The 18,823-nt window shown below is 52.5% G+C and carries 18 protein-coding genes; 8 read left to right on the top strand and 10 right to left on the bottom strand.

Going from position 1 to position 18,823, the window contains the following annotated elements; all coding sequences use genetic code 11:
* Window positions 1-235 precede the first annotated feature (235 nt).
* Complete coding sequence (locus OGY33_RS21490) at window positions 236-568, top strand: YceK/YidQ family lipoprotein (protein ID WP_003023879.1); 333 nt, start codon at window positions 236-238, stop codon at window positions 566-568.
* A 1-nt stretch (window position 569) separates the two neighbouring features.
* Here OGY33_RS21490 and OGY33_RS21485 read toward each other — a convergent pair whose 3' ends face one another.
* Complete coding sequence (locus tag OGY33_RS21485) at window positions 570-1,796, bottom strand: YidR family protein (RefSeq protein ID WP_149607918.1); 1,227 nt, start codon at window positions 1,794-1,796, stop codon at window positions 570-572.
* 99 nt (window positions 1,797-1,895) lie between these two features.
* Here OGY33_RS21485 and cbrA point away from each other — a divergent pair, with 99 nt between their 5' ends.
* Window positions 1,896-3,041: a colicin M resistance lipid reductase CbrA gene (cbrA, locus tag OGY33_RS21480; protein WP_149607919.1), complete on the top strand. Its 1,146-nt coding sequence runs from the start codon at window positions 1,896-1,898 to the stop codon at window positions 3,039-3,041.
* Here cbrA and OGY33_RS21475 read toward each other — a convergent pair.
* The 8 genes from OGY33_RS21475 to dnaA form a co-directional block, all read right to left on the bottom strand.
* Window positions 3,030-4,157, bottom strand: a complete 1,128-nt coding sequence (locus OGY33_RS21475) for a DUF4056 domain-containing protein (RefSeq protein WP_149607920.1) — start codon at window positions 4,155-4,157, stop codon at window positions 3,030-3,032. The genes cbrA and OGY33_RS21475 overlap by 12 nt on opposite strands.
* Complete coding sequence (locus OGY33_RS21470) at window positions 4,154-5,284, bottom strand: BamA/TamA family outer membrane protein (RefSeq protein WP_410725592.1); 1,131 nt, start codon at window positions 5,282-5,284, stop codon at window positions 4,154-4,156. Before OGY33_RS21470 ends, OGY33_RS21475 begins: the two co-directional genes overlap by 4 nt.
* Window positions 5,281-6,291 carry a hypothetical protein gene (locus OGY33_RS21465; RefSeq protein WP_020996043.1) on the bottom strand — a complete coding sequence of 337 codons (1,011 nt, stop codon included), beginning with the start codon at window positions 6,289-6,291 and terminating at the stop codon, window positions 5,281-5,283. The genes OGY33_RS21470 and OGY33_RS21465 overlap by 4 nt, the downstream gene beginning before the upstream one ends.
* Before the next feature lie 171 nt (window positions 6,292-6,462).
* Window positions 6,463-7,275 carry a sugar-phosphatase gene (yidA, locus tag OGY33_RS21460; protein ID WP_008786541.1) on the bottom strand — a complete coding sequence of 271 codons (813 nt, stop codon included), beginning with the start codon at window positions 7,273-7,275 and terminating at the stop codon, window positions 6,463-6,465.
* Window positions 7,276-7,485: 210 nt separating this feature from the next.
* On the bottom strand, window positions 7,486-9,900 hold the full coding sequence (gene gyrB, locus OGY33_RS21455) for a DNA topoisomerase (ATP-hydrolyzing) subunit B (protein WP_191237986.1): 2,415 nt from the start codon (window positions 9,898-9,900) through the stop codon (window positions 7,486-7,488).
* Window positions 9,901-9,928: 28 nt separating this feature from the next.
* Window positions 9,929-11,002: a DNA replication/repair protein RecF gene (gene recF, locus OGY33_RS21450; protein WP_038635725.1), complete on the bottom strand. Its 1,074-nt coding sequence runs from the start codon at window positions 11,000-11,002 to the stop codon at window positions 9,929-9,931.
* Window positions 11,002-12,102: a DNA polymerase III subunit beta gene (dnaN, locus tag OGY33_RS21445; protein ID WP_003023863.1), complete on the bottom strand. Its 1,101-nt coding sequence runs from the start codon at window positions 12,100-12,102 to the stop codon at window positions 11,002-11,004. Before dnaN ends, recF begins: the two co-directional genes overlap by 1 nt.
* A gap of 4 nt (window positions 12,103-12,106) precedes the next feature.
* The gene (dnaA, locus tag OGY33_RS21440) at window positions 12,107-13,510 is read right to left on the bottom strand and encodes a chromosomal replication initiator protein DnaA (RefSeq protein ID WP_003827078.1); all 1,404 of its coding nucleotides are present in this window, start codon (window positions 13,508-13,510) and stop codon (window positions 12,107-12,109) included.
* 222 nt (window positions 13,511-13,732) lie between these two features.
* On the opposite strand from dnaA, the gene OGY33_RS24625 reads away from it, so the two are divergent.
* The 6 genes from OGY33_RS24625 to mnmE all read left to right on the top strand — a co-directional run bounded on the left by OGY33_RS24625 (window position 13,733) and on the right by mnmE (window position 17,974).
* Window positions 13,733-13,888, top strand: a complete 156-nt coding sequence (locus OGY33_RS24625) for a hypothetical protein (RefSeq protein WP_418219453.1) — start codon at window positions 13,733-13,735, stop codon at window positions 13,886-13,888.
* A 228-nt stretch (window positions 13,889-14,116) separates the two neighbouring features.
* On the top strand, window positions 14,117-14,257 hold the full coding sequence (gene rpmH, locus OGY33_RS21435; RefSeq protein ID WP_003023858.1) for a 50S ribosomal protein L34: 141 nt from the start codon (window positions 14,117-14,119) through the stop codon (window positions 14,255-14,257).
* Window positions 14,258-14,274: 17 nt separating this feature from the next.
* The gene (gene rnpA, locus OGY33_RS21430; protein WP_003844432.1) at window positions 14,275-14,634 is read left to right on the top strand and encodes a ribonuclease P protein component; all 360 of its coding nucleotides are present in this window, start codon (window positions 14,275-14,277) and stop codon (window positions 14,632-14,634) included.
* Window positions 14,598-14,855 (top strand): membrane protein insertion efficiency factor YidD, encoded by a 258-nt coding sequence (gene yidD, locus OGY33_RS21425; RefSeq protein WP_003023846.1) that lies wholly within the window; start codon window positions 14,598-14,600, stop codon window positions 14,853-14,855. The genes rnpA and yidD overlap by 37 nt, the downstream gene beginning before the upstream one ends.
* A 2-nt stretch (window positions 14,856-14,857) precedes the next feature.
* Complete coding sequence (yidC, locus tag OGY33_RS21420) at window positions 14,858-16,504, top strand: membrane protein insertase YidC (RefSeq protein ID WP_003827058.1); 1,647 nt, start codon at window positions 14,858-14,860, stop codon at window positions 16,502-16,504.
* A gap of 105 nt (window positions 16,505-16,609) precedes the next feature.
* Window positions 16,610-17,974, top strand: a complete 1,365-nt coding sequence (gene mnmE / locus OGY33_RS21415; RefSeq protein WP_103014648.1) for a tRNA uridine-5-carboxymethylaminomethyl(34) synthesis GTPase MnmE — start codon at window positions 16,610-16,612, stop codon at window positions 17,972-17,974.
* Between the two features lie 68 nt (window positions 17,975-18,042).
* On the opposite strand, the gene OGY33_RS21410 is transcribed toward mnmE, so the two are convergent.
* The coding region (locus tag OGY33_RS21410) for a hypothetical protein (protein WP_286572300.1) at window positions 18,043-18,823 on the bottom strand (781 nt) is incomplete at its 5' end.

Genomic DNA, 18,823 nt, shown 5'->3' with positions numbered 1-18,823 from the left:
CCCATCAGGCATGCCCTTCATTTGTCTACACTCTAAAAATGGGTCTTAATACAAACTTTTCAAGCGTATTCATCTGACTTTTTTTGCAGTTTGTTGTCTATTGCATACACTGGGGGGAGCAGTTGTTCTCGTTAAATCGCGATGGCCGCCACAGTGCGACGAAATGGTGATGTTATTTTCGCAACGGATCGCTTTAACTCACCATGCAAACACGATAAATACAGATGAATAAATGATGATTAAAAAAATGTTGGTAACACTGACGATGTGTAGTGGGATGGCGTTTGTAAGCGGCTGTTCCAGCATCATGTCGCATACAGGTGGCAAAGAAGGGACGTATCCTGGCACGCGAGCCAGTGCCACAATGATTAGCGAAAGTGATACGAACTGGGGAACCAAGTCGCTGGCGATTCTGGATATGCCTTTTACCGCGGTGCTCGATACGGTATTGCTACCTTGGGATCTCTTTCGCAAAGATAACTCGGTGAGATCCCGCGTGGAAAAGAGCGAGGAGAGAACCCAGGCCACGAACGCCGTTATTCCCCCGGCAGAAATGTCTGCTCCATAAATTAACGCCCGGTTTCAGTCACCCACAGCTGGCGGAAACTCTCGACGTCTTCCATCCACGCAACCTGTCGACCATCAGGGGAGAAGACGATCGCATCGGCCGACGGCGGGTTATCATGACGTTCCGTTAAAAAATCAATCTCGCCCGTTTGAACATCACAACAGGCAATTCTGTTCTCCAGTACAAATCCCAGCCATTTCCCCGATGGGTGCCAGTTAAAGGCTGACTGAATATTCGTAGCGCACTGGGTAAGCTGACGCGGCGCTCCACCCTGTGGGGAAATCAGCCATAGCTGCACAATACCGTTGTCATCGCGCATTAAAAACGCAATCTCAGCTGCCTTTGGATTACTGCGTACCCAGTGGCGAGGCTGATTCACCAGCCCCGGGAAGGCGCGCTCATGGGTAAACGTCAGACGGCGTTGGCGAATACCGGATGGTGGCGCAGGCATGGTCATGTCAGTCCCCTCCAGAGGCGCGTCCCCCGGCTGTTTCCAGCCGCTTTCATCCTGTGGCAAATCAACAATAAACAGCTCTGGTACTTTCTCGCCAGTGGCTGATAGCGTATCACCGATAAACGCCAGCCTGTTTTCTCCAACCCAGCCCTCTTCATAGGCGCGGTTAATCTCATCGCTACCCGGTTTTGGCGTTGGTGTCGTCTGGCTCACCAGTACGCACCAATGGCTGCCACTGTATTCACGCGGATGCTGCGCGGAGACCTTCACCGGACCATACGGTGCAGCCACGCCGACGTTGCGTAAATCGAGCGCCGGAGAGCGCTCATGCAGTACATGGTCGTTATAGGTGAAACTGACAAACTCACCGTTCGGGCTAAAGACATGCACATGACTCCCGCCGCGCAGCGCACCTGGCGTATAGGGCGCAGTAATATCCATTGCATCCAGATTCTCCACCCCAGCCTGCGTAACAATCACCCCACGACGATGATGGAAGTCGTAATGCCATGTTTCATCAGGATTTTCAGGCCCGTGAATGAAGACATATTTTTCCAACTTTGGATGAACGGTCACCACACCAACGTGCGATCCCTGAGTAGCCCGGTAAATCACCTCCAGCTCGCCAGTATGGATATTGACGCGCTCAATTGTTTCACCGGTAAAAGAGGCGCCGGAAGGGCGCACATCAAAGACCAGCCACTGGCTGTCCGGTGTCCAGGTATTGATATTGGTAAGCTGATGATTACGCGGCGTAAAGGTGATTTGCTTCATGGGATGCCCTGATACAAGACGATTAAAACAATCATACTTCACAAGCACTTCACTTTCAGGCTTTAGCGTATCGCCATCTTCATTTTTGCGGACAGAAAGATGGAACATTTTGACGTAGCGATTATCGGTTTAGGTCCGGCAGGCGCAGCGCTGGCGAGACAGTTGAGCGGAAAAATGCGCGTGATTGCGTTGGATAAAAAACGCCAGTGCGGCAACGAAGGTTTCACTAAACCCTGCGGCGGTCTGCTGGCCCCGGACGCCCAGCGTTCGTTTATCCGCGACGGGATAACCTTACCCGTTGATGTTATCGCCAACCCGCAGATTTTTAGCGTTAAAACGGTTGATGTTGCCGCTTCTTTGACGCGTAACTACCAGCGCAGCTACATTAATATCAACCGCCATGCTTTTGATTTATGGCTTAAATCTCTCATCCCTGATGATGTGCAGGTTTATCACGACAGCCTGTGCCGGAAAATCTGGCGCGAGGGCGATAAATGGCATGTTATCTTCCGCGCCGACGGTTGGGAGCAGCAGATAACTGCACGTTATCTGGTGGGGGCAGACGGTGCGAACTCACTGGTGCGCCGTCATCTCTATCCACAGCACCAAATCCGTAAATATGTCGCTATTCAACAATGGTTTGCGGAAAAGCATCCCGTACCGTTCTATTCCTGTATTTTTGATAACGATGCAACTGACTGTTATTCCTGGAGTATCAGCAAAGATGGCTATTTTATCTTTGGTGGCGCCTACCCCATGAAGGACGGACAGGCACGCTTTGACGCGCTGAAAGAGAAGCTGGAAGCGTTCCATTTCCAGTTCGGCAAACCGGTGAAAAGTGAAAAATGTACGGTGCTATTCCCCTCACGCTGGAAAGACTTCGTCTGCGGCGAGGACAACGCATTTTTGATTGGTGAAGCGGCCGGTTTTATCAGCGCCAGCTCGCTGGAAGGGATTAGCTATGCGCTGGACAGCGCGGAGATCCTCAAATCGGTACTGCTGCGGGATACACCAGATATGAATCACGCTTACCGTAAAGCCACCCACAAGTTACGTCTCAAACTGTATGGCAAAATCCTGAAAAGCCGGGCCCTGACGTCAGCGTTTTCCCGTAAATGGATAATGCGCAGCGGCGTGGCGCATATTCCCTTGGCAAAATCTGAAAGTCACCCGCCAGCGAAAGAAAAACGTGAGAGAAAACGTAGTAAGGCAATGACATTGTGGCGCGTTTTCTTAAGGGACTGAGTTCACCTCGCTGTCACGGCCTTGTGCCACCGTAGCCAGCGCGGGAAAGTTGGCGGCGGTGTACCAGGAACCTGGCGTAGGCAGCCGCTCCATTGTACGGCCAGGCCAAAGTTCGAGTTGTGCCAACGCATCAAGGGAATATTCTCGCCAGTGATGTGGCAACATCAGTCTCAATGGCGAGGCTTGTTCACCCGGTACCGGCGTCGGTAAACGCGAGTCACTCACATCATAGTTTCTGTGCAGAACCAAATATTTCTCTGGTACCCGACGCTGGCTGTTCCACCATTTGCCATCCAGCATATCAAACTGAAAGCGGGTGATTTTTTCCGGTTTTGCCCCCAATTGCATCAACGCCTGGCGCAGCGCGTTGTTCATCGCCGCATCGTACATTTCCGTTGTTGCCAGTTGCCCATTGAGGATCAGCGATACCGCAATTCTGGTACCCAACAAATTTGAGTAGAGATCTTCCGGGGAAAATGCAGAAACCTCCTCCGAAAATCCTGGAACAGACTCAAAACCATACCATTGCGCAATTTCATGCCAGGCAGCGAGCTGAAACGCCAGATGCGCGGCCATCCATGCCGCCAGCGCGTAACGATCAGCAGGCTCTGTGGGGGGTGTGAAAGCGTTAAATACGACATGCCGTTGCGCAAGCTCATCATCCAGACGCAGCGTAAATGATTGACCAAGCCGTGGAAGAAGATGGCTAAAGAGCCAGGCCGTCATGTCTGCGGTATCACGGACATGTGCGGTATCAATGAAGCCACCGCGAGCGGTATACACTATGCCATTATTCTCATGCCCGATCCCTGCCAGATTCGCTAGCCCTAACAGTAGGCTATCGTTATAGCGGTGCTCGCCGATGCTATCGATCGTGACAACATTATCAAGTTCATAAAATGGCACCGGCATATGCAGTACCTGTGCGTGCAGGTCGTAGCCAAACGCGCAGCACGGACGTAATCCCTGAGGTGCAGGGAGGGGCGAAACTACCGGCCAGGCAGTACCCTGGGCCTTATCCTCTGTAGAAACGAGCTGCAAAGTTACAGGTATTGCCGCACGGGCTATCGCCGTTGCCAGCCATAAGAGCGCTATTAACACCACCTTATTGATCAAAATGCCTCTCCAACCTGAAAATAAAAACCGCTGCTCCCTTTGCCAATCCCATAATCAAGACGCACATTCACCCGGGGCTTAAATTCAAAGCGGTAGCCCACACCGGCGGACGGTAACCAGCGTCCATCGTCCAGCGCATGAAAAGAGGGTCCCATCGTGCCCGCACCGAGCCAACCAACCACACCATGCCGCCAGTCAAGTTTCCGCCGATACTCCAGTTGCCCGCTGACGGCGTTTTTATCCCGGTAGCGCCCTTCGTAATAACCGCGCATACGCTGATTGCTGCCAAGCAGCGGCATCATGCTCCACGGCACATCGCCTTGGGTAAACGCGCCGTCCATCTCCCAGGCAAGCACATTGTTCTCGTCCAGCGAGTGATAGCGGCTGTAGTGCAGTTGATATTCATCAAATCGCGTATCGCTTCCCACCTCTGGTGTGAATCGGGTATAGCGCACACCGGCATACTGTCCTTTACGCGGGTTGGGAACGAAATCACGATCGTCCCAGCTGAGTTCGACACTACTTCCGGAGCTGAGAACCGACGCCCCCTGCCCGGTATGCTCAATGTTGGGCGGATCGTTATCGTCCATTTGGGTAGCTTGCTGGGCGTTCAGCGACCAGCCAAGCCCCAGATAAACATTGGGTGCCAACTGGCGATACAACGTTGGACGCAACTCCAGGATCTGAGCGGTGTATTGCTGTTTTTGGTTATCTTTATCCCCAGCGCTAAAACCTTGCCCCCAGTAGTAGGTTGGAGTATCCGTTAATGCGCCATTGAGAAAAAATCGCCACCGATCGTCGGCAAAAAATGCGTAATTTTGCATCGTGATACCGAATGCGCCAGTTGAGCTAAAATAGCCGCTGAGCGTCAGCGTCGAGTTTTGGCTTACCGTATCATTCGGGTCAGGGCGATACATCCCCACCACCGCTGTACCGATCCCTAACCCCAGCTCCGGGGTATAAAACGGTCCCGGCATTACGCCCCAGTCAATGCCTTTGCTGGCGTCAAAGCTATCACTGGCACCCAACTTATTTAGCCAACCGTCAACTTCGCCTCGGCTCGGCAACGCTGCCCGCACTGTACAGGAGAGCATGTTGAACAGCAGGAAGAGGGTAAGACGGCTCAAAAGCGATACTCTCCCGCCATGAAGAAACTGTTACGTTCAGCAAAGCCGATTTCGGTCGTGACGTTGAAGTTCCGGGTAATTTCATACTGTGCGCCCACCAGCACGTTCCAGGGGGATTGCAGATGCTGTTTAACGTCAAAGCGACCATTACCGTCTTTGTTGGCAATATCAACGAGTCTTTGCAGCGTTTCAGACGGCATGGTGAGGTCGTTAAGGCTACCGCTAAATTCTTGCTGCACGTCCTGGTACATACTGCCAACCCATAGATTCAACTTTCCGGATGGCAGGTGCAGCGCATCCACACTGGGGGTAGTAAAGCGATAACCGATGCGCGGAGAAAGGGTTAAGGCGTCAATACTCCCATCCAGAATATCGAACCGCGTCTGGGTGTAGTTGGCATCAAAAGCAGTAAACCAGTTGCCTACACCGCCAACCAGCGTCGTCCCTACGCCGTAGGTGGTGCCTTTAAAGTCGAGTTGAAACGCCAGATTCTGCAAACTGCTTGGTGTGCGGTCTTTAAGGGGGCCTTTTATCCCGACGCCTATTTGCGAAACGGAGTGGCCATCGGTATAGCCAATCAGGCCATAGACGTTCATAAACGGCAGCAGCCAGGCATCCAGCTTCAGCGTTTCGGTTTTACTGCGTTCACGCGTATTGCCGACGCTAATTTTAAACGCGTTATCCAGTGAGCGGCCACCGAGGGAAAGACCGTTGAAGTTAATACTATCAACATTAATATTTTGTCGGATATTCATGTAGTTAATATTCACGCCAAATGGTGCCGGTAGTTCATATCCGCGCTTACGCGCTTCATCGCCTAAAAAGGGCAAAATGGTGTGGTTTTCGGCAGGTTTAACCGTCGTTTTTTCCGGTACAGGCGCAGACAGACCGTCATCCTGATAGCCAAAGAGAGGTGTAATAGTTGAGCTGGAATCCGTCGCGGCACTGGCATGAAAAACCAGACAGGAAGACGTTATCAACACCACGCGGATGCTTGTGTTTGTCATAAGAAAGTTTAGTAGCAGGCAAGAATTGCCCAGATATAAAAGAAGAAGGGAGAGTATAGAAGTTACGTACTATGTGGAGGTATTAATGTGCGGTTTCACATCTGATAATATAAATATATGTTTTATAACATTTTAATGTTAATGCCCAGCCGAGACCAGGCATAACACGAATCAGGAAAGGACGTATTTCTCTATCGCCCAGGCGACGCCATCTTCAAGGTTAGATTTCGTCACAAAGTTGGCGATTTCTTTGACTGATGGAATAGCGTTATCCATAGCAACGCCCACCCCTGCGTATTCAATCATCGCAATGTCGTTTTCCTGATCGCCAATCGCCATCACCTCTTCGGCTTTAATGCCTAACGCATCGGCCAGCGATTTTACGCCCGTCCCTTTATTGACGCGTTTATCGAGGATTTCGAGGAAATACGGCGCACTTTTCAGCACGGTGTACTTCTCTTTTACTTCCGCAGGTAGACGAGAGATAGCTTTATCGAGGATCTCCGGCTCGTCAATCATCATCACTTTCAGGAACTGGGTTGCGGGATCCATTTTCTCGGCTTCACAGAACACCAGCGGGATGGTCGCGACAAACGATTCGTGCACCGTGTAGTAGCTGATATCACGGTTCGCGGTATACAGCGTATTGCGATCGAGGGCGTGGAAATGCGAGCCAACTTCCCGGGAAAGCTGCTCCAGGTAGCGATAATCATCATAGCTCAGCGCGGTTTGCGCCACGGTACTGCCATCCCCTGCTTTCTGCACCAGCGCACCGTTGTAGGTAATGCAGTAGTCACCGGGTTGTTCCATATGTAGTTCTTTCAGATAGCTGTGAACGCCGGCATACGGGCGTCCCGTGGTCAGCACCACATTCACGCCACGCGCGCGTGCCGCGGCAATCGCCGTTTTGACCGCTGGTGAAATGGTGTGATCGGGCAGCAGAAGTGTGCCATCCATGTCGATAGCAATAAGTTTGATAGCCATGAGTTCCCCGGATTAAATGAGTCCGTCCTCATGCTAACGCGATTCCGCTCAAAAAACAGCTACGAAAAGGGGGATAGAAAGGGGAATCGAGATTCCCCTTTTTGTAGATTGGTTGTCGTTTGAAAGCCTGATAAGCAACGCGCCATCAGGCACAATACAACGTCTTGCCGGATGGCGGCGTAAACCGCCTTATCCGGCCTACAGATTGGCTTAAATATCGATATTCGCCGCTTTCAGGGCGTTCTCTTCGATAAATGCGCGACGTGGTTCAACGGCATCGCCCATCAGCGTAGTGAACAGCTGGTCGGCAGCAATCGCATCCTTCACGGTAACGCGCAGCATACGACGGCTTTCCGGATCCATGGTGGTTTCCCACAGCTGTTCCGGGTTCATCTCGCCCAGACCTTTATAACGCTGGATAGCGAGGCCACGACGAGACTCTTTCTGCAGCCATTCCAGTGCCTGCTCAAAGCTGGCAACCGGCTGGCGACGCTCGCCACGTTCGATAAACGCATCGTCTTCGATCAGCCCACGCAGCTTCTCGCCAAGCGTACAAATTCGACGGTATTCGCCACCGGTCACAAACTCGTGGTCCAGAACGTAGTCGGTATCCACACCGTGAGTACGGACGCGCACAATCGGTTCAAACAGGTTCTGCTCTGCGTTGTGGTGGATATCAAACTTCCACAGGCTACCGTGCTGTTCTTTTTCGTTCAGCTCGGTAATCAGTGCATTCACCCAGCGGGTAACGGCCTGTTCATTTGCCAAATCAGCTTCTGGCAGCGTCGGTTGATAAACCAGCTCTTTCAGCAGCGCTTTCGGGAAACGACGTTCCATACGGCCAATCATTTTCTGTGTCGCGTTGTATTCAGAAACCAGTTTCTCTAACGACTCACCTGAAAGGGCTGGTGCGTTGGCATTGGTGTGCAGCGTAGCACCATCCAGAGCGATAGAGATCTGATACTGATCCATCGCTTCGTCATCTTTAATGTATTGTTCCTGCTTGCCTTTTTTCACTTTGTACAGCGGTGGCTGTGCAATGTAAACGTGGCCGCGTTCAACGATTTCCGGCATCTGACGATAGAAGAAGGTCAACAGCAGCGTACGAATGTGCGAGCCATCGACGTCGGCATCGGTCATGATGATGATGCTGTGATAACGCAGTTTGTCCGGGTTGTACTCGTCACGACCGATGCCACAGCCGAGCGCGGTGATCAGCGTCGCGACTTCCTGAGAGGAGAGCATCTTGTCAAAGCGCGCTTTCTCGACGTTGAGGATTTTACCCTTCAGCGGCAGAATCGCCTGGTTTTTACGGTTACGGCCCTGCTTAGCAGAACCGCCCGCGGAGTCCCCTTCCACAAGGTACAGTTCGGACAACGCCGGGTCGCGTTCCTGACAGTCCGCCAGCTTGCCCGGCAGACCCGCTAAGTCCAGCGCGCCTTTACGACGGGTCATTTCACGCGCACGACGTGCAGCTTCACGAGCACGCGCAGCATCAATAATTTTGCCGACAACGATTTTCGCGTCAGACGGGTTTTCCAGCAGATATTCGCTCAGCAGTTCGTTCATCTGCTGTTCTACCGCCGATTTCACCTCAGAGGAGACCAGCTTGTCTTTGGTCTGTGAGGAGAACTTCGGATCCGGTACTTTCACGGAAACAACGGCAATCAGGCCTTCACGGGCATCGTCACCAGTAGCGCTGACTTTCGCTTTTTTGCTGTAGCCTTCTTTGTCCATGTAGGCGTTCAGGGTACGGGTCATCGCCGCACGGAAGCCTGCAAGGTGAGTACCGCCGTCACGCTGTGGAATGTTGTTGGTGAAGCAGTAGATGTTTTCCTGGAAACCATCGTTCCACTGCAGCGCAACTTCAACGCCGATACCGTCTTTTTCGGTGGAGAAGTAGAAGATATTCGGGTGGATCGGCGTTTTGTTTTTGTTGAGGTATTCAACAAACGCCTTGATGCCGCCTTCATAATGGAAATGGTCTTCTTTGCCGTCACGCTTGTCGCGCAGACGAATAGAGACGCCGGAGTTCAGGAATGACAGCTCACGCAGACGTTTCGCCAGAATGTCGTATTCAAATTCAACAACATTGGTAAAGGTTTCGTGGCTTGGCCAGAAACGGACCTGAGTACCCGTTACTTCCGTTTCGCCCGTTACCGCCAGCGGCGCCTGCGGCACACCGTGCACGTACGTTTGCTGATGCACTTTGCCTTCACGACGAATCACCAGTTCCAGCTTCTGTGACAGGGCGTTAACGACGGAAACACCCACGCCGTGCAGACCGCCGGAAACTTTATAGGAGTTATCATCGAATTTACCGCCTGCGTGCAAAACGGTCATGATAACTTCCGCTGCCGAAACGCCCTCTTCCGGGTGAATACCGGTTGGGATACCACGGCCATCATCGGTAACGGACACGGAGTTGTCAGCGTGAATCGTTACCACGATATCTTTACAGTGACCCGCGAGCGCTTCGTCGATAGCGTTATCTACCACCTCGAATACCATGTGGTGCAGACCGGTGCCGTCATCCGTGTCGCCGATATACATACCCGGGCGCTTACGCACCGCATCCAGTCCTTTCAGGACTTTGATACTGGAGGAGTCATAAGAATTCGACATCAACGTTTCTCGCTCATTTTATCTTGGGTTAATCCGTTATTTTACCCTTTTCCACGGTAAACATCTTCGAATTTTCATCGGACATGTCTATAACGTGTTCAGCGCTTATTGCGCTGACAAAGACCTGAGATTGCGTGGCTTTTAAGCGGCTGGCCAGCAGTCCGCGACGCGCGTCATCCAGTTCAGAGGCAAAATCATCTATCAGGTACAGGCAGCGCCGCCCGCTTTCACGGGTCAGGAACTCCCCTTGCGCCAGACGTAAGGCGCACATCAGCAGCTTTAGCTGCCCACGCGACAACGTATCTTCCACCGGCGCACCGTCGGCGCGAATGCGGAAATCCGCCTTATGCGGGCCGTGCGCAGTGTAGGTCAACATGCGATCGCGTTCAAAACTGCGTTCCAGCACTTCGGCATAATCAGTCTCTTTCTCCCAGCCGCGCTGGAACGAGAAGGAGAGCGAAAACTCGGGAAGAAACTGCTGGCAGGTATCCGCCATATCCTGCGCAATACCGGCGCTGTACTCCGCGCGCCAGGTGCTGATTTGTTCCGCCAGCGGGATAAGTTCTCTATCCCACGGGCGCAGTTGCTCATAACGACTCACCTGGCGCAGTGCCGCATTACGCTGCTTGAGCAGTCGCTTCAGGTTGCTCCAGGCGGTGAAAAATCCGGCTTCATTGTGAAAGCATCCCCAGTCAAGAAATGCTCTTCTGTATTTGGGGCCGCCGTTGAGTAAAGTAAACCCCTCTGGCGTGATCAGTTGCATCGGCATCAGGTGCGCCAGTTCTGCGACCTTGTGCCCGTCAGTGCCATCAATGCGCACTTTGCTGTCGCCCAGTTTGTCTTTCGTCAGGCCAATCGACGTCTCACGTTCTTCACCCTGCAAACGCCCGTGTAAAACAAACGACTCCTGCTCGTGGCGAATCACGCGGCCAATCTGCAAACTGCGAAACGCCCGGCCATGGCCGAGCGTATAGATGGCTTCCAGGACGCTGGTTTTGCCGCTGCCGTTCGCGCCAACCAGGAAGTTAAAGCCAGGGGATAAAGCGAGATCCGCGCTTTCGATATTGCGAAAATCGCGGATCAACAGGCGGGTGAGCGACATTACAGTCTCATTGGCATAACAACATAGGCAGCCGACTGTGATGCGGCATCTTCAATCTGTACGCTCGATACGGAATCGGTCAGCAGAATACGCACGTTCTCGCACTTCAGCGCGTTCAGAACGTCCAGTACGTAGCTCACGTTAAAGCCGATTTCCAGTTCTGTACCAGGATAGGAGACATCCAGAATTTCTTCTGCTTCTTCCTGCTCCGGGTTGTTGGCGGTGATTTTGAGCTGGTTTTCGCTGACATACAGACGCACGCCGCGGAATTTCTCGTTCGAGAGGATCGCCGCACGCGCAAACGCCTGTTTGAGGATATCGCAACCGGCTTCCAGATGTTTGTCCGGATTCTTCGGCAATACGCGGCGATAATCCGGGAAACGGCCATCAACCAGCTTAGAGGTGAAGATGAAGTCACCAACGTGCGCACGAATGTTGTTGCTGCCAATCTGCACGCGCAGCGGGTTATCGCCGCCGTCGAGCATACGCATCAGTTCAATCACACCTTTACGCGGTACGATCACCGAATGGCTTGGCAACGGCTGACCAACAGGCATTGAACAAACCGCCAGGCGGTGACCGTCGGTCGCCACGGTACGCAGCTCTTCCCCTTCGGTTTCAAACAGCATGCCGTTTAAGTAGTAACGTACGTCCTGATGCGCCATCGAAAACTGCGTGGCTTCAATCAGGCGCTTCATCGTCGCCTGCGGCAGGGTGAATTCGACTTCGCTCTGCCAGTCGTCCAGATTCGGGAAGTCGGCGGCAGGCAGCGTAGACAGCGAGAAACGGCTGCGGCCAGAACGCACCAGCATACGGTCGCCTTCCAGTTGAACGGCAATTTCCGCGCCTTCCGGCAATCCACGGCAAATATCGAAGAATTTACGCGCCGGAACGGTGGTCGCGCCAGGTTCATGAGGCTGGATCAGCGCCACGCGCGCCACCATCTCCATTTCGAGATCGGTACCGGTCAGCGAAAGCGTGCCGTCAGCAACCTGCAGCAGCAGGTTTCCGAGAATAGGCAGTGTAGGACGTCCACCCAGCGGGCCGCTGACCTGCTGAAGCGGTTTTAATAAATGTTCACGTTCAACGGTAAATTTCATAGCGTCACGAAGATAATGTTCTGATTAAATTGGAGAAATCTTCTTTAATATCATGGCTTTCTTCACGCAACTGCTCAATCTTGCGGCAGGCATGAAGCACGGTAGTATGGTCACGCCCACCAAACGCGTCGCCAATTTCCGGCAGACTGTGGTTAGTGAGCTCTTTTGCCAGCGCCATCGCCATCTGGCGCGGACGAGCTACCGAGCGAGATCGACGCTTAGAAAGCAGATCCGCAATTTTGATTTTGTAATACTCCGCCACCGTCTTCTGGATATTGTCGATGGTGACCAGCTTTTCCTGCAAAGCCAGCAGATCGCGCAGCGCTTCACGCACGAAATCGATAGTAATCGCCCGGCCGGTAAAATTGGCGTTGGCGATCACGCGGTTCAGTGCGCCTTCCAGCTCACGTACGTTAGAGCGTAGACGCTTGGCAATAAAGAACGCGACTTCACCCGGCAGACGAATGTCGTTTTCGTCGGCTTTTTTCATCAGGATCGCAACACGCGTTTCCAGTTCAGGCGGTTCGATCGCGACAGTCAGTCCCCAGCCAAAGCGGGATTTCAGACGATCTTCAACGCCGTTGATCTCCTTCGGATAGCGATCCGAGGTCAGGATGATCTGCTGATTGCCTTCCAGCAGGGCGTTAAAGGTGTGGAAAAACTCTTCCTGCGATCGCTCTTTATTCGCGAAGAATTGGATATCGTCAATCAGCAGCGCGTCAACGGAACGGTAGTAGCGTTTAAACTCTTCGATCGCGTTGTTTTGCAGGGCTTTGACCATGTCCTGCACAAAACGCTCGGAGTGCATATACACCACTTTGGCGTTTGGCTTACGCGCCATAATGCCGTTACCGACAGCGTGCAACAGGTGGGTTTTACCCAGACCCGTACCGCCATATAGGAATAACGGATTGTAGGCGCCGCCAGGATTGTCCGCCACCTGACGTGCCGCCGCGCGCGCCAGTTGGTTAGATTTACCTTCAACGAAGTTATCAAACGTGTGTTTGACGTTGACGTTAGAACGATAGGTAGGTTCTGCCGGAGCCGGGACGTTATCCCAGCCTGGACGCGCCGCCGGAGCAGCACGTTGTGGTTGCACTTGCTGAGCCACGTGGGCGGGCGCAACAACGTTGTTGACCGGCGTTTTCAGCGTTTGCGTGACGGGTTTAGTGCCGACTTCAAAGCGCAGCTGTGGGGCATCCGCTCCACAGAAATTATTGAGTAATCCATTAATATTATTAAGGTATTTATCCCTTACCCAATCGAGCACGAAACGGTTTGGCGCATACAAAGCCAGCGTGTTATCGCTCAGTTCCGCCTGCAACGGGCGTATCCACATACTGAACTCTGTGGCTGGTAACTCATCCTGCAATCGGGCAAGACACTGCTGCCAAAGCGAAAGTGACACGGCGGACTCCACTCGAACAAAAGTCGATAAATGACAAAGGCTGAAACATTCATGATTGTTGACGCACATCGACAAGACCCTATGCAAAGGGTGACGTGCGAATTGCTATCTGCAATTTTTACCCGATCAGGATCCATTGAAACGATCAGGACCGCGGATCATAGCGTAAACTGAGAAAGAGATCTTCTGTTTCTCACAGATTCTTCCCGATTTATCCACAGGATGATCCAGAATCGGCTAAGTGTAAACGATCCTGGAGAAGTGCTGCAGGTTTTAGCGCGCATATTGAAAAAATTAATGAGTAAAGATGCTTTACTGCTTAAACGATCTAATAAAGATCCCGAGCGATCCTTGCGCTTTATCCACCAGCCCGTATAATTCTTACCCCCAGCGAGTAACGGTCGCCTTACGGCGTCAACGCTGCCTGTTTTTTACGCGAAACCATGCGGAAAAAAGCGGGAAATAAGGAAAGAGAATTGACTCCGGAGTGTACAATTATTACAATCCGGCCTCTTTAATCACCCACACTGTGGCGTAAGTCGTTCGAAATTCGTTCGGGTATACGCAAAAGTCAGTGAATTTATTCAAGTTTAGGTAGAAATCGCCATGAAACGCACTTTTCAACCGTCTGTACTGAAGCGCAACCGTTCTCACGGCTTCCGTGCTCGTATGGCTAATAAAAATGGTCGTCAGGTTCTGGCACGTCGTCGTGCTAAAGGCCGTTCTCGTCTGACCGTTTCTAAGTAATAAAAGCTAGCCCCTGAGTGGTTAAGCTCGCATTTCCCAGGGAGTTACGTTTGTTAACTCCCACTCATTTCACATTCGTCTTCCAGCAGCCACAACGGGCTGGCACGCCGCAAATCACCATCCTCGGCCGCCTGAATTCGCTGGGGCATCCCCGTATCGGTCTTACAGTCGCCAAGAAAAATGTTAAACGTGCGCATGAACGCAATCGGATTAAACGTCTGACGCGTGAAAGCTTCCGTTTACGTCAGCACGAGCTTCCAGCAATGGATTTCGTGGTGGTGGCGAAAAAAGGGGTTGCTGACCTCGATAACCGTGCTCTCTCGGAAGCGTTGGAAAAATTATGGCGTCGCCATTGTCGCCTGGCTCGCGGGTCCTGATAGCCCTCATTCGGGTCTATCAACGCCTGATCAGTCCGCTGCTTGGGCCGCATTGCCGTTTCACTCCAACCTGTTCGAGCTACGGAATTGAGGCATTGCGCAGGTTTGGAGTGATAAAAGGCAGTTGGTTGACGGTGAAACGCGTATTAAAATGCCACCCTTTACACCCTGGTGGTGACGATCCCGTCCCGCCCGGACCATTTGATACCAGAGAACACTAACGATGGATTCGCAACGCAATCTTTTAGTCATCGCTTTGCTGTTCGTGTCTTTCATGATCTGGCAAGCCTGGGAGCAGGATAAAAACCCGCAACCTCAGGCCCAACAGACCACGCAGACAACGACCACCGCAGCGGGTAGCGCCGCAGACCAGGGCGTACCGGCCAGTGGCCAGGGGAAACTGATTACGGTTAAAACTGACGTGCTTGATCTGACCATCAACACCCGTGGTGGTGATGTGGAACAGGCTTCACTGCCAGCTTACCCGAAAGAACTCGGTTCTACCGAACCGTTCCAGTTACTGGAAACCACGCCACAGTTCATCTACCAGGCACAGAGTGGCCTGACAGGTCGTGACGGCCCGGACAACCCGGCTAACGGCCCACGTCCGCTGTACAACGTCGATAAAGACGCGTTTGTACTGGCTGACGGTCAGAACGAACTGCAGATCCCGATGACCTATACTGACGCAGCGGGTAACACATTCACTAAAACGTTTGTTCTTAAGCGTGGTGAATATGCTGTCAACGTTAACTACAGCGTGCAGAACGCCGGCGAAAAACCGCTGGAAATCTCCACCTTTGGTCAGCTGAAGCAATCCATCAATCTGCCATCTCATCGCGACACCGGTAGCAGCAACTTTGCGCTGCACACCTTCCGTGGCGCGGCGTACTCCACGCCGGATGAGAAGTATGAGAAATACAAATTCGACACCATTGCTGAAAACGAAAACCTGAACGTCAATGCTAAAGACGGCTGGGTCGCAATGCTGCAACAGTATTTCGCAACGGCATGGGTTCCGCGTAACGACGGCACCAACAACTTCTATACCGCTAACCTGGGTAACGGCATTGCCGCTATCGGCTATAAATCACAGCCGGTACTGGTTCAGCCTGGCCAGACTGGCGCGATGACCAGCACCCTGTGGGTCGGCCCGGAAATTCAGGATAAAATGGCGGCCGTTGCACCGCACCTGGATCTGACCGTGGATTACGGCTGGTTGTGGTTCATTTCTCAGCCGCTGTTTAAACTGCTGAAGTGGATCCATAGCTTCCTGGGTAACTGGGGCTTCTCCATCATCGTTATCACCTTTATCGTTCGTGGCATCATGTACCCGCTGACCAAAGCGCAGTACACCTCCATGGCGAAGATGCGTATGCTGCAGCCGAAGATTCAGGCTATGCGTGAGCGTCTGGGCGATGACAAACAGCGTCAGAGCCAGGAAATGATGGCCCTGTACAAAGCTGAGAAGGTTAACCCGCTGGGCGGCTGCTTCCCGCTGATCATCCAGATGCCAATCTTCCTGGCGTTGTACTACATGCTGATGGGCTCCATTGAACTGCGTCATGCGCCATTCGCTCTGTGGATCCATGACCTGTCTGCACAGGACCCGTACTACATCCTGCCGATTCTGATGGGCGTGACGATGTTCTTCATTCAGAAGATGTCTCCGACCACTGTAACCGACCCGATGCAGCAGAAGATCATGACCTTTATGCCGGTCATCTTCACCGTGTTCTTCCTGTGGTTCCCGTCAGGTCTGGTGCTGTACTATATCGTCAGCAACCTGGTAACCATTATTCAGCAGCAGCTGATTTACCGTGGTCTGGAGAAACGTGGCCTGCATAGCCGCGAGAAGAAAAACTCCTGATTCGGTGTAGGCCGGATTAGGCGAAGCCGCCATCCGGCAAACGGAACATAAAGTAAAGGGCGGTCATTAGACCGCCTTTTTTATTGCATTAAGAAGAGACAAACCATGAGCCATAACGACACCATCGTCGCTCAAGCCACCCCACCGGGACGTGGTGGCGTGGGTATCCTGCGTATCTCCGGCCTGAAGGCGCGTGAGGTCGCAGAAACCGTACTGGGGAAACTGCCCAAACCGCGTTATGCCGATTATCTGCCGTTTAAAGACGAGGATGGCAGCGCGCTGGATCAAGGAATTGCCTTGTGGTTCCCCGGCCCAAACTCCTTTACCGGCGAAGACGTTTTAGAGCTTCAGGGCCACGGCGGTCCAGTGATTCTTGACCTGCTGCTCAAACGTATTCTGACCATTCCCGGGCTGCGCATTGCCAGACCAGGTGAATTCTCCGAGCGAGCGTTTCTCAATGATAAGCTCGATTTAGCCCAGGCCGAGGCGATTGCCGACCTGATCGATGCCAGCTCAGAGCAAGCCGCTCGCTCGGCGCTGAACTCGTTGCAGGGCGCATTTTCCGCACGGGTAAATCATCTTGTGGAAGCGCTCACTCACCTGCGCATCTATGTTGAAGCAGCGATCGACTTCCCGGATGAAGAAATCGACTTCCTGTCTGACGGCAAGATTGAAGCGCAACTCAACAGCGTTATCAGCGATCTTGATGCCGTGCGTGCGGAAGCGCGTCAGGGCAGCCTGCTGCGCGAAGGGATGAAGGTGGTGATTGCCGGGCGTCCAAACGCCGGGAAATCAAGCCTGCTGAACGCGCTAGCTGGCCGTGAGGCGGCCATTGTCACCGATATCGCCGGGACTACCCGCGACGTGCTGCGTGAGCATATTCACATCGATGGCATGCCGCTACACATCATCGACACCGCCGGTTTGCGCGACGCTAACGATGAAGTGGAACGCATCGGTATCGAACGTGCCTGGCAGGAAATTGAACAGGCCGACCGTGTACTGTTTATGGTTGATGGCACCACCACTGACGCCGTGGACCCGGCAGATATCTGGCCAGACTTTATTGCCCGTCTGCCAGCCAAACTGCCGATCACCGTGGTGCGTAACAAAGCGGATATTACCGGTGAGACGCTGGGCCTTAGTGAAGTAAATGGCCACTCACTGGTTCGCCTCTCTGCGCGTACCGGTGAAGGCGTTGACGTACTGCGTAATCATCTCAAACAGAGCATGGGCTTTGAAACCAATATGGAAGGCGGCTTTCTGGCCCGTCGTCGTCACCTGCAGGCGCTGGCAGAAGCTGCAGAGCATCTCGAGCAGGGTAAAGCCCAACTGCTCGGAGCATGGGCCGGAGAATTGCTGGCTGAGGAGCTACGCCTTGCGCAGCAGAACCTCAGTGAGATCACCGGAGAATTTACCTCCGACGATCTGCTGGGACGGATTTTCTCCAGCTTCTGTATTGGTAAGTAATTCTTCAGAAATTGGCCATTAATGAAAAATCCCGCCAGCACATTCTCTGGCGGGAACTACATAAATCATCATTTCATCGACAGCAATTTTTCATAGCTGGGATAAATATGCGGGATCTTTTCACTACTGCCATCGGGATAAGTTGCCGTAAGTTTGCCTGGAGCATCTGGAGGTGTCAATATAACAACTTTATCGAAATGAATGACTGGCTCAATAAGGATGTTTTGAGTATTCCTAAGCCGAAAACGCCTTCGCCATTTTTCAGGGCCGGCATTTCCACCAAATAAGTTCAATGTTGTTTGATTAAATAAATGGCTAATAAATACTTCAGGGAAATAATCCGTTTTTAAGTCAAGATCTCCACTGACCTCTTTTGCCCTCCCTGTCCCATACCCGTCACTGAGGCCATAATCTCCAAAATCAAAGATATAACTGGTCTCAATGACTTCTTTTCCTTTCACCAGTGGAATATTATCCGCAATCCTGAAACTTACTCTCAGTGAATTTAGCTGCCACTGGCACGGCCCGCCACCATCAATGGCAATACTGATCTGCCACAGCCCCCCCATACCCTGCCGGACGAAAGGCTGCGTAAAACCGTTGTATCCCCGGACAGGGTAAGATTCAAAGCTGGAGTTATAGCTTTTATCCATACACTTTTCAGAGCGGTAAAAAACCTGCATCGGCATTAGAGTGATGCCCTCTGGCATCCGGAATGAAACGCTGACACGTCGGGCATTATCAGGAGGGGAAAGCGTCTGATCTGTCTTATCTCTGCACCCACAAAGTAGTGCGATAGTTAACACAATGACGTTAATTCTATTAAAATAATTCAACGCTTTCCTCCGT

Source organism: Citrobacter sp. Cpo032 (assembly GCF_030332975.1).
Classification (GTDB): Bacteria; Pseudomonadota; Gammaproteobacteria; order Enterobacterales; family Enterobacteriaceae; genus Citrobacter; species Citrobacter portucalensis.
This window is presented reverse-complemented; position numbering and strand designations above follow the sequence as displayed.

Bases quoted from the DNA above. Each gene is read 5' to 3' on its own strand.
- OGY33_RS21485 (WP_149607918.1), bottom strand. From the start codon at position 1,796: ATGAAGCAAATCACCTTTACGCCGCGTAATCATCAGCTTACCAATATC.
- yidA (WP_008786541.1), bottom strand. From the start codon at position 7,275: ATGGCTATCAAACTTATTGCTATCGACATGGATGGCACACTTCTGCTG.
- cbrA (WP_149607919.1), top strand. From the start codon at position 1,896: ATGGAACATTTTGACGTAGCGATTATCGGTTTAGGTCCGGCAGGCGCA.
- rpmH (WP_003023858.1), top strand. From the start codon at position 14,117: ATGAAACGCACTTTTCAACCGTCTGTACTGAAGCGCAACCGTTCTCAC.
- recF (WP_038635725.1), bottom strand. From the start codon at position 11,002: ATGTCGCTCACCCGCCTGTTGATCCGCGATTTTCGCAATATCGAAAGC.
- yidD (WP_003023846.1), top strand. From the start codon at position 14,598: ATGGCGTCGCCATTGTCGCCTGGCTCGCGGGTCCTGATAGCCCTCATT.
- OGY33_RS21490 (WP_003023879.1), top strand. From the start codon at position 236: ATGATTAAAAAAATGTTGGTAACACTGACGATGTGTAGTGGGATGGCG.
- OGY33_RS24625 (WP_418219453.1), top strand. From the start codon at position 13,733: ATGATCCAGAATCGGCTAAGTGTAAACGATCCTGGAGAAGTGCTGCAG.
- yidC (WP_003827058.1), top strand. From the start codon at position 14,858: ATGGATTCGCAACGCAATCTTTTAGTCATCGCTTTGCTGTTCGTGTCT.
- gyrB (WP_191237986.1), bottom strand. From the start codon at position 9,900: ATGTCGAATTCTTATGACTCCTCCAGTATCAAAGTCCTGAAAGGACTG.
- dnaN (WP_003023863.1), bottom strand. From the start codon at position 12,102: ATGAAATTTACCGTTGAACGTGAACATTTATTAAAACCGCTTCAGCAG.
- mnmE (WP_103014648.1), top strand. From the start codon at position 16,610: ATGAGCCATAACGACACCATCGTCGCTCAAGCCACCCCACCGGGACGT.
- OGY33_RS21465 (WP_020996043.1), bottom strand. From the start codon at position 6,291: ATGACAAACACAAGCATCCGCGTGGTGTTGATAACGTCTTCCTGTCTG.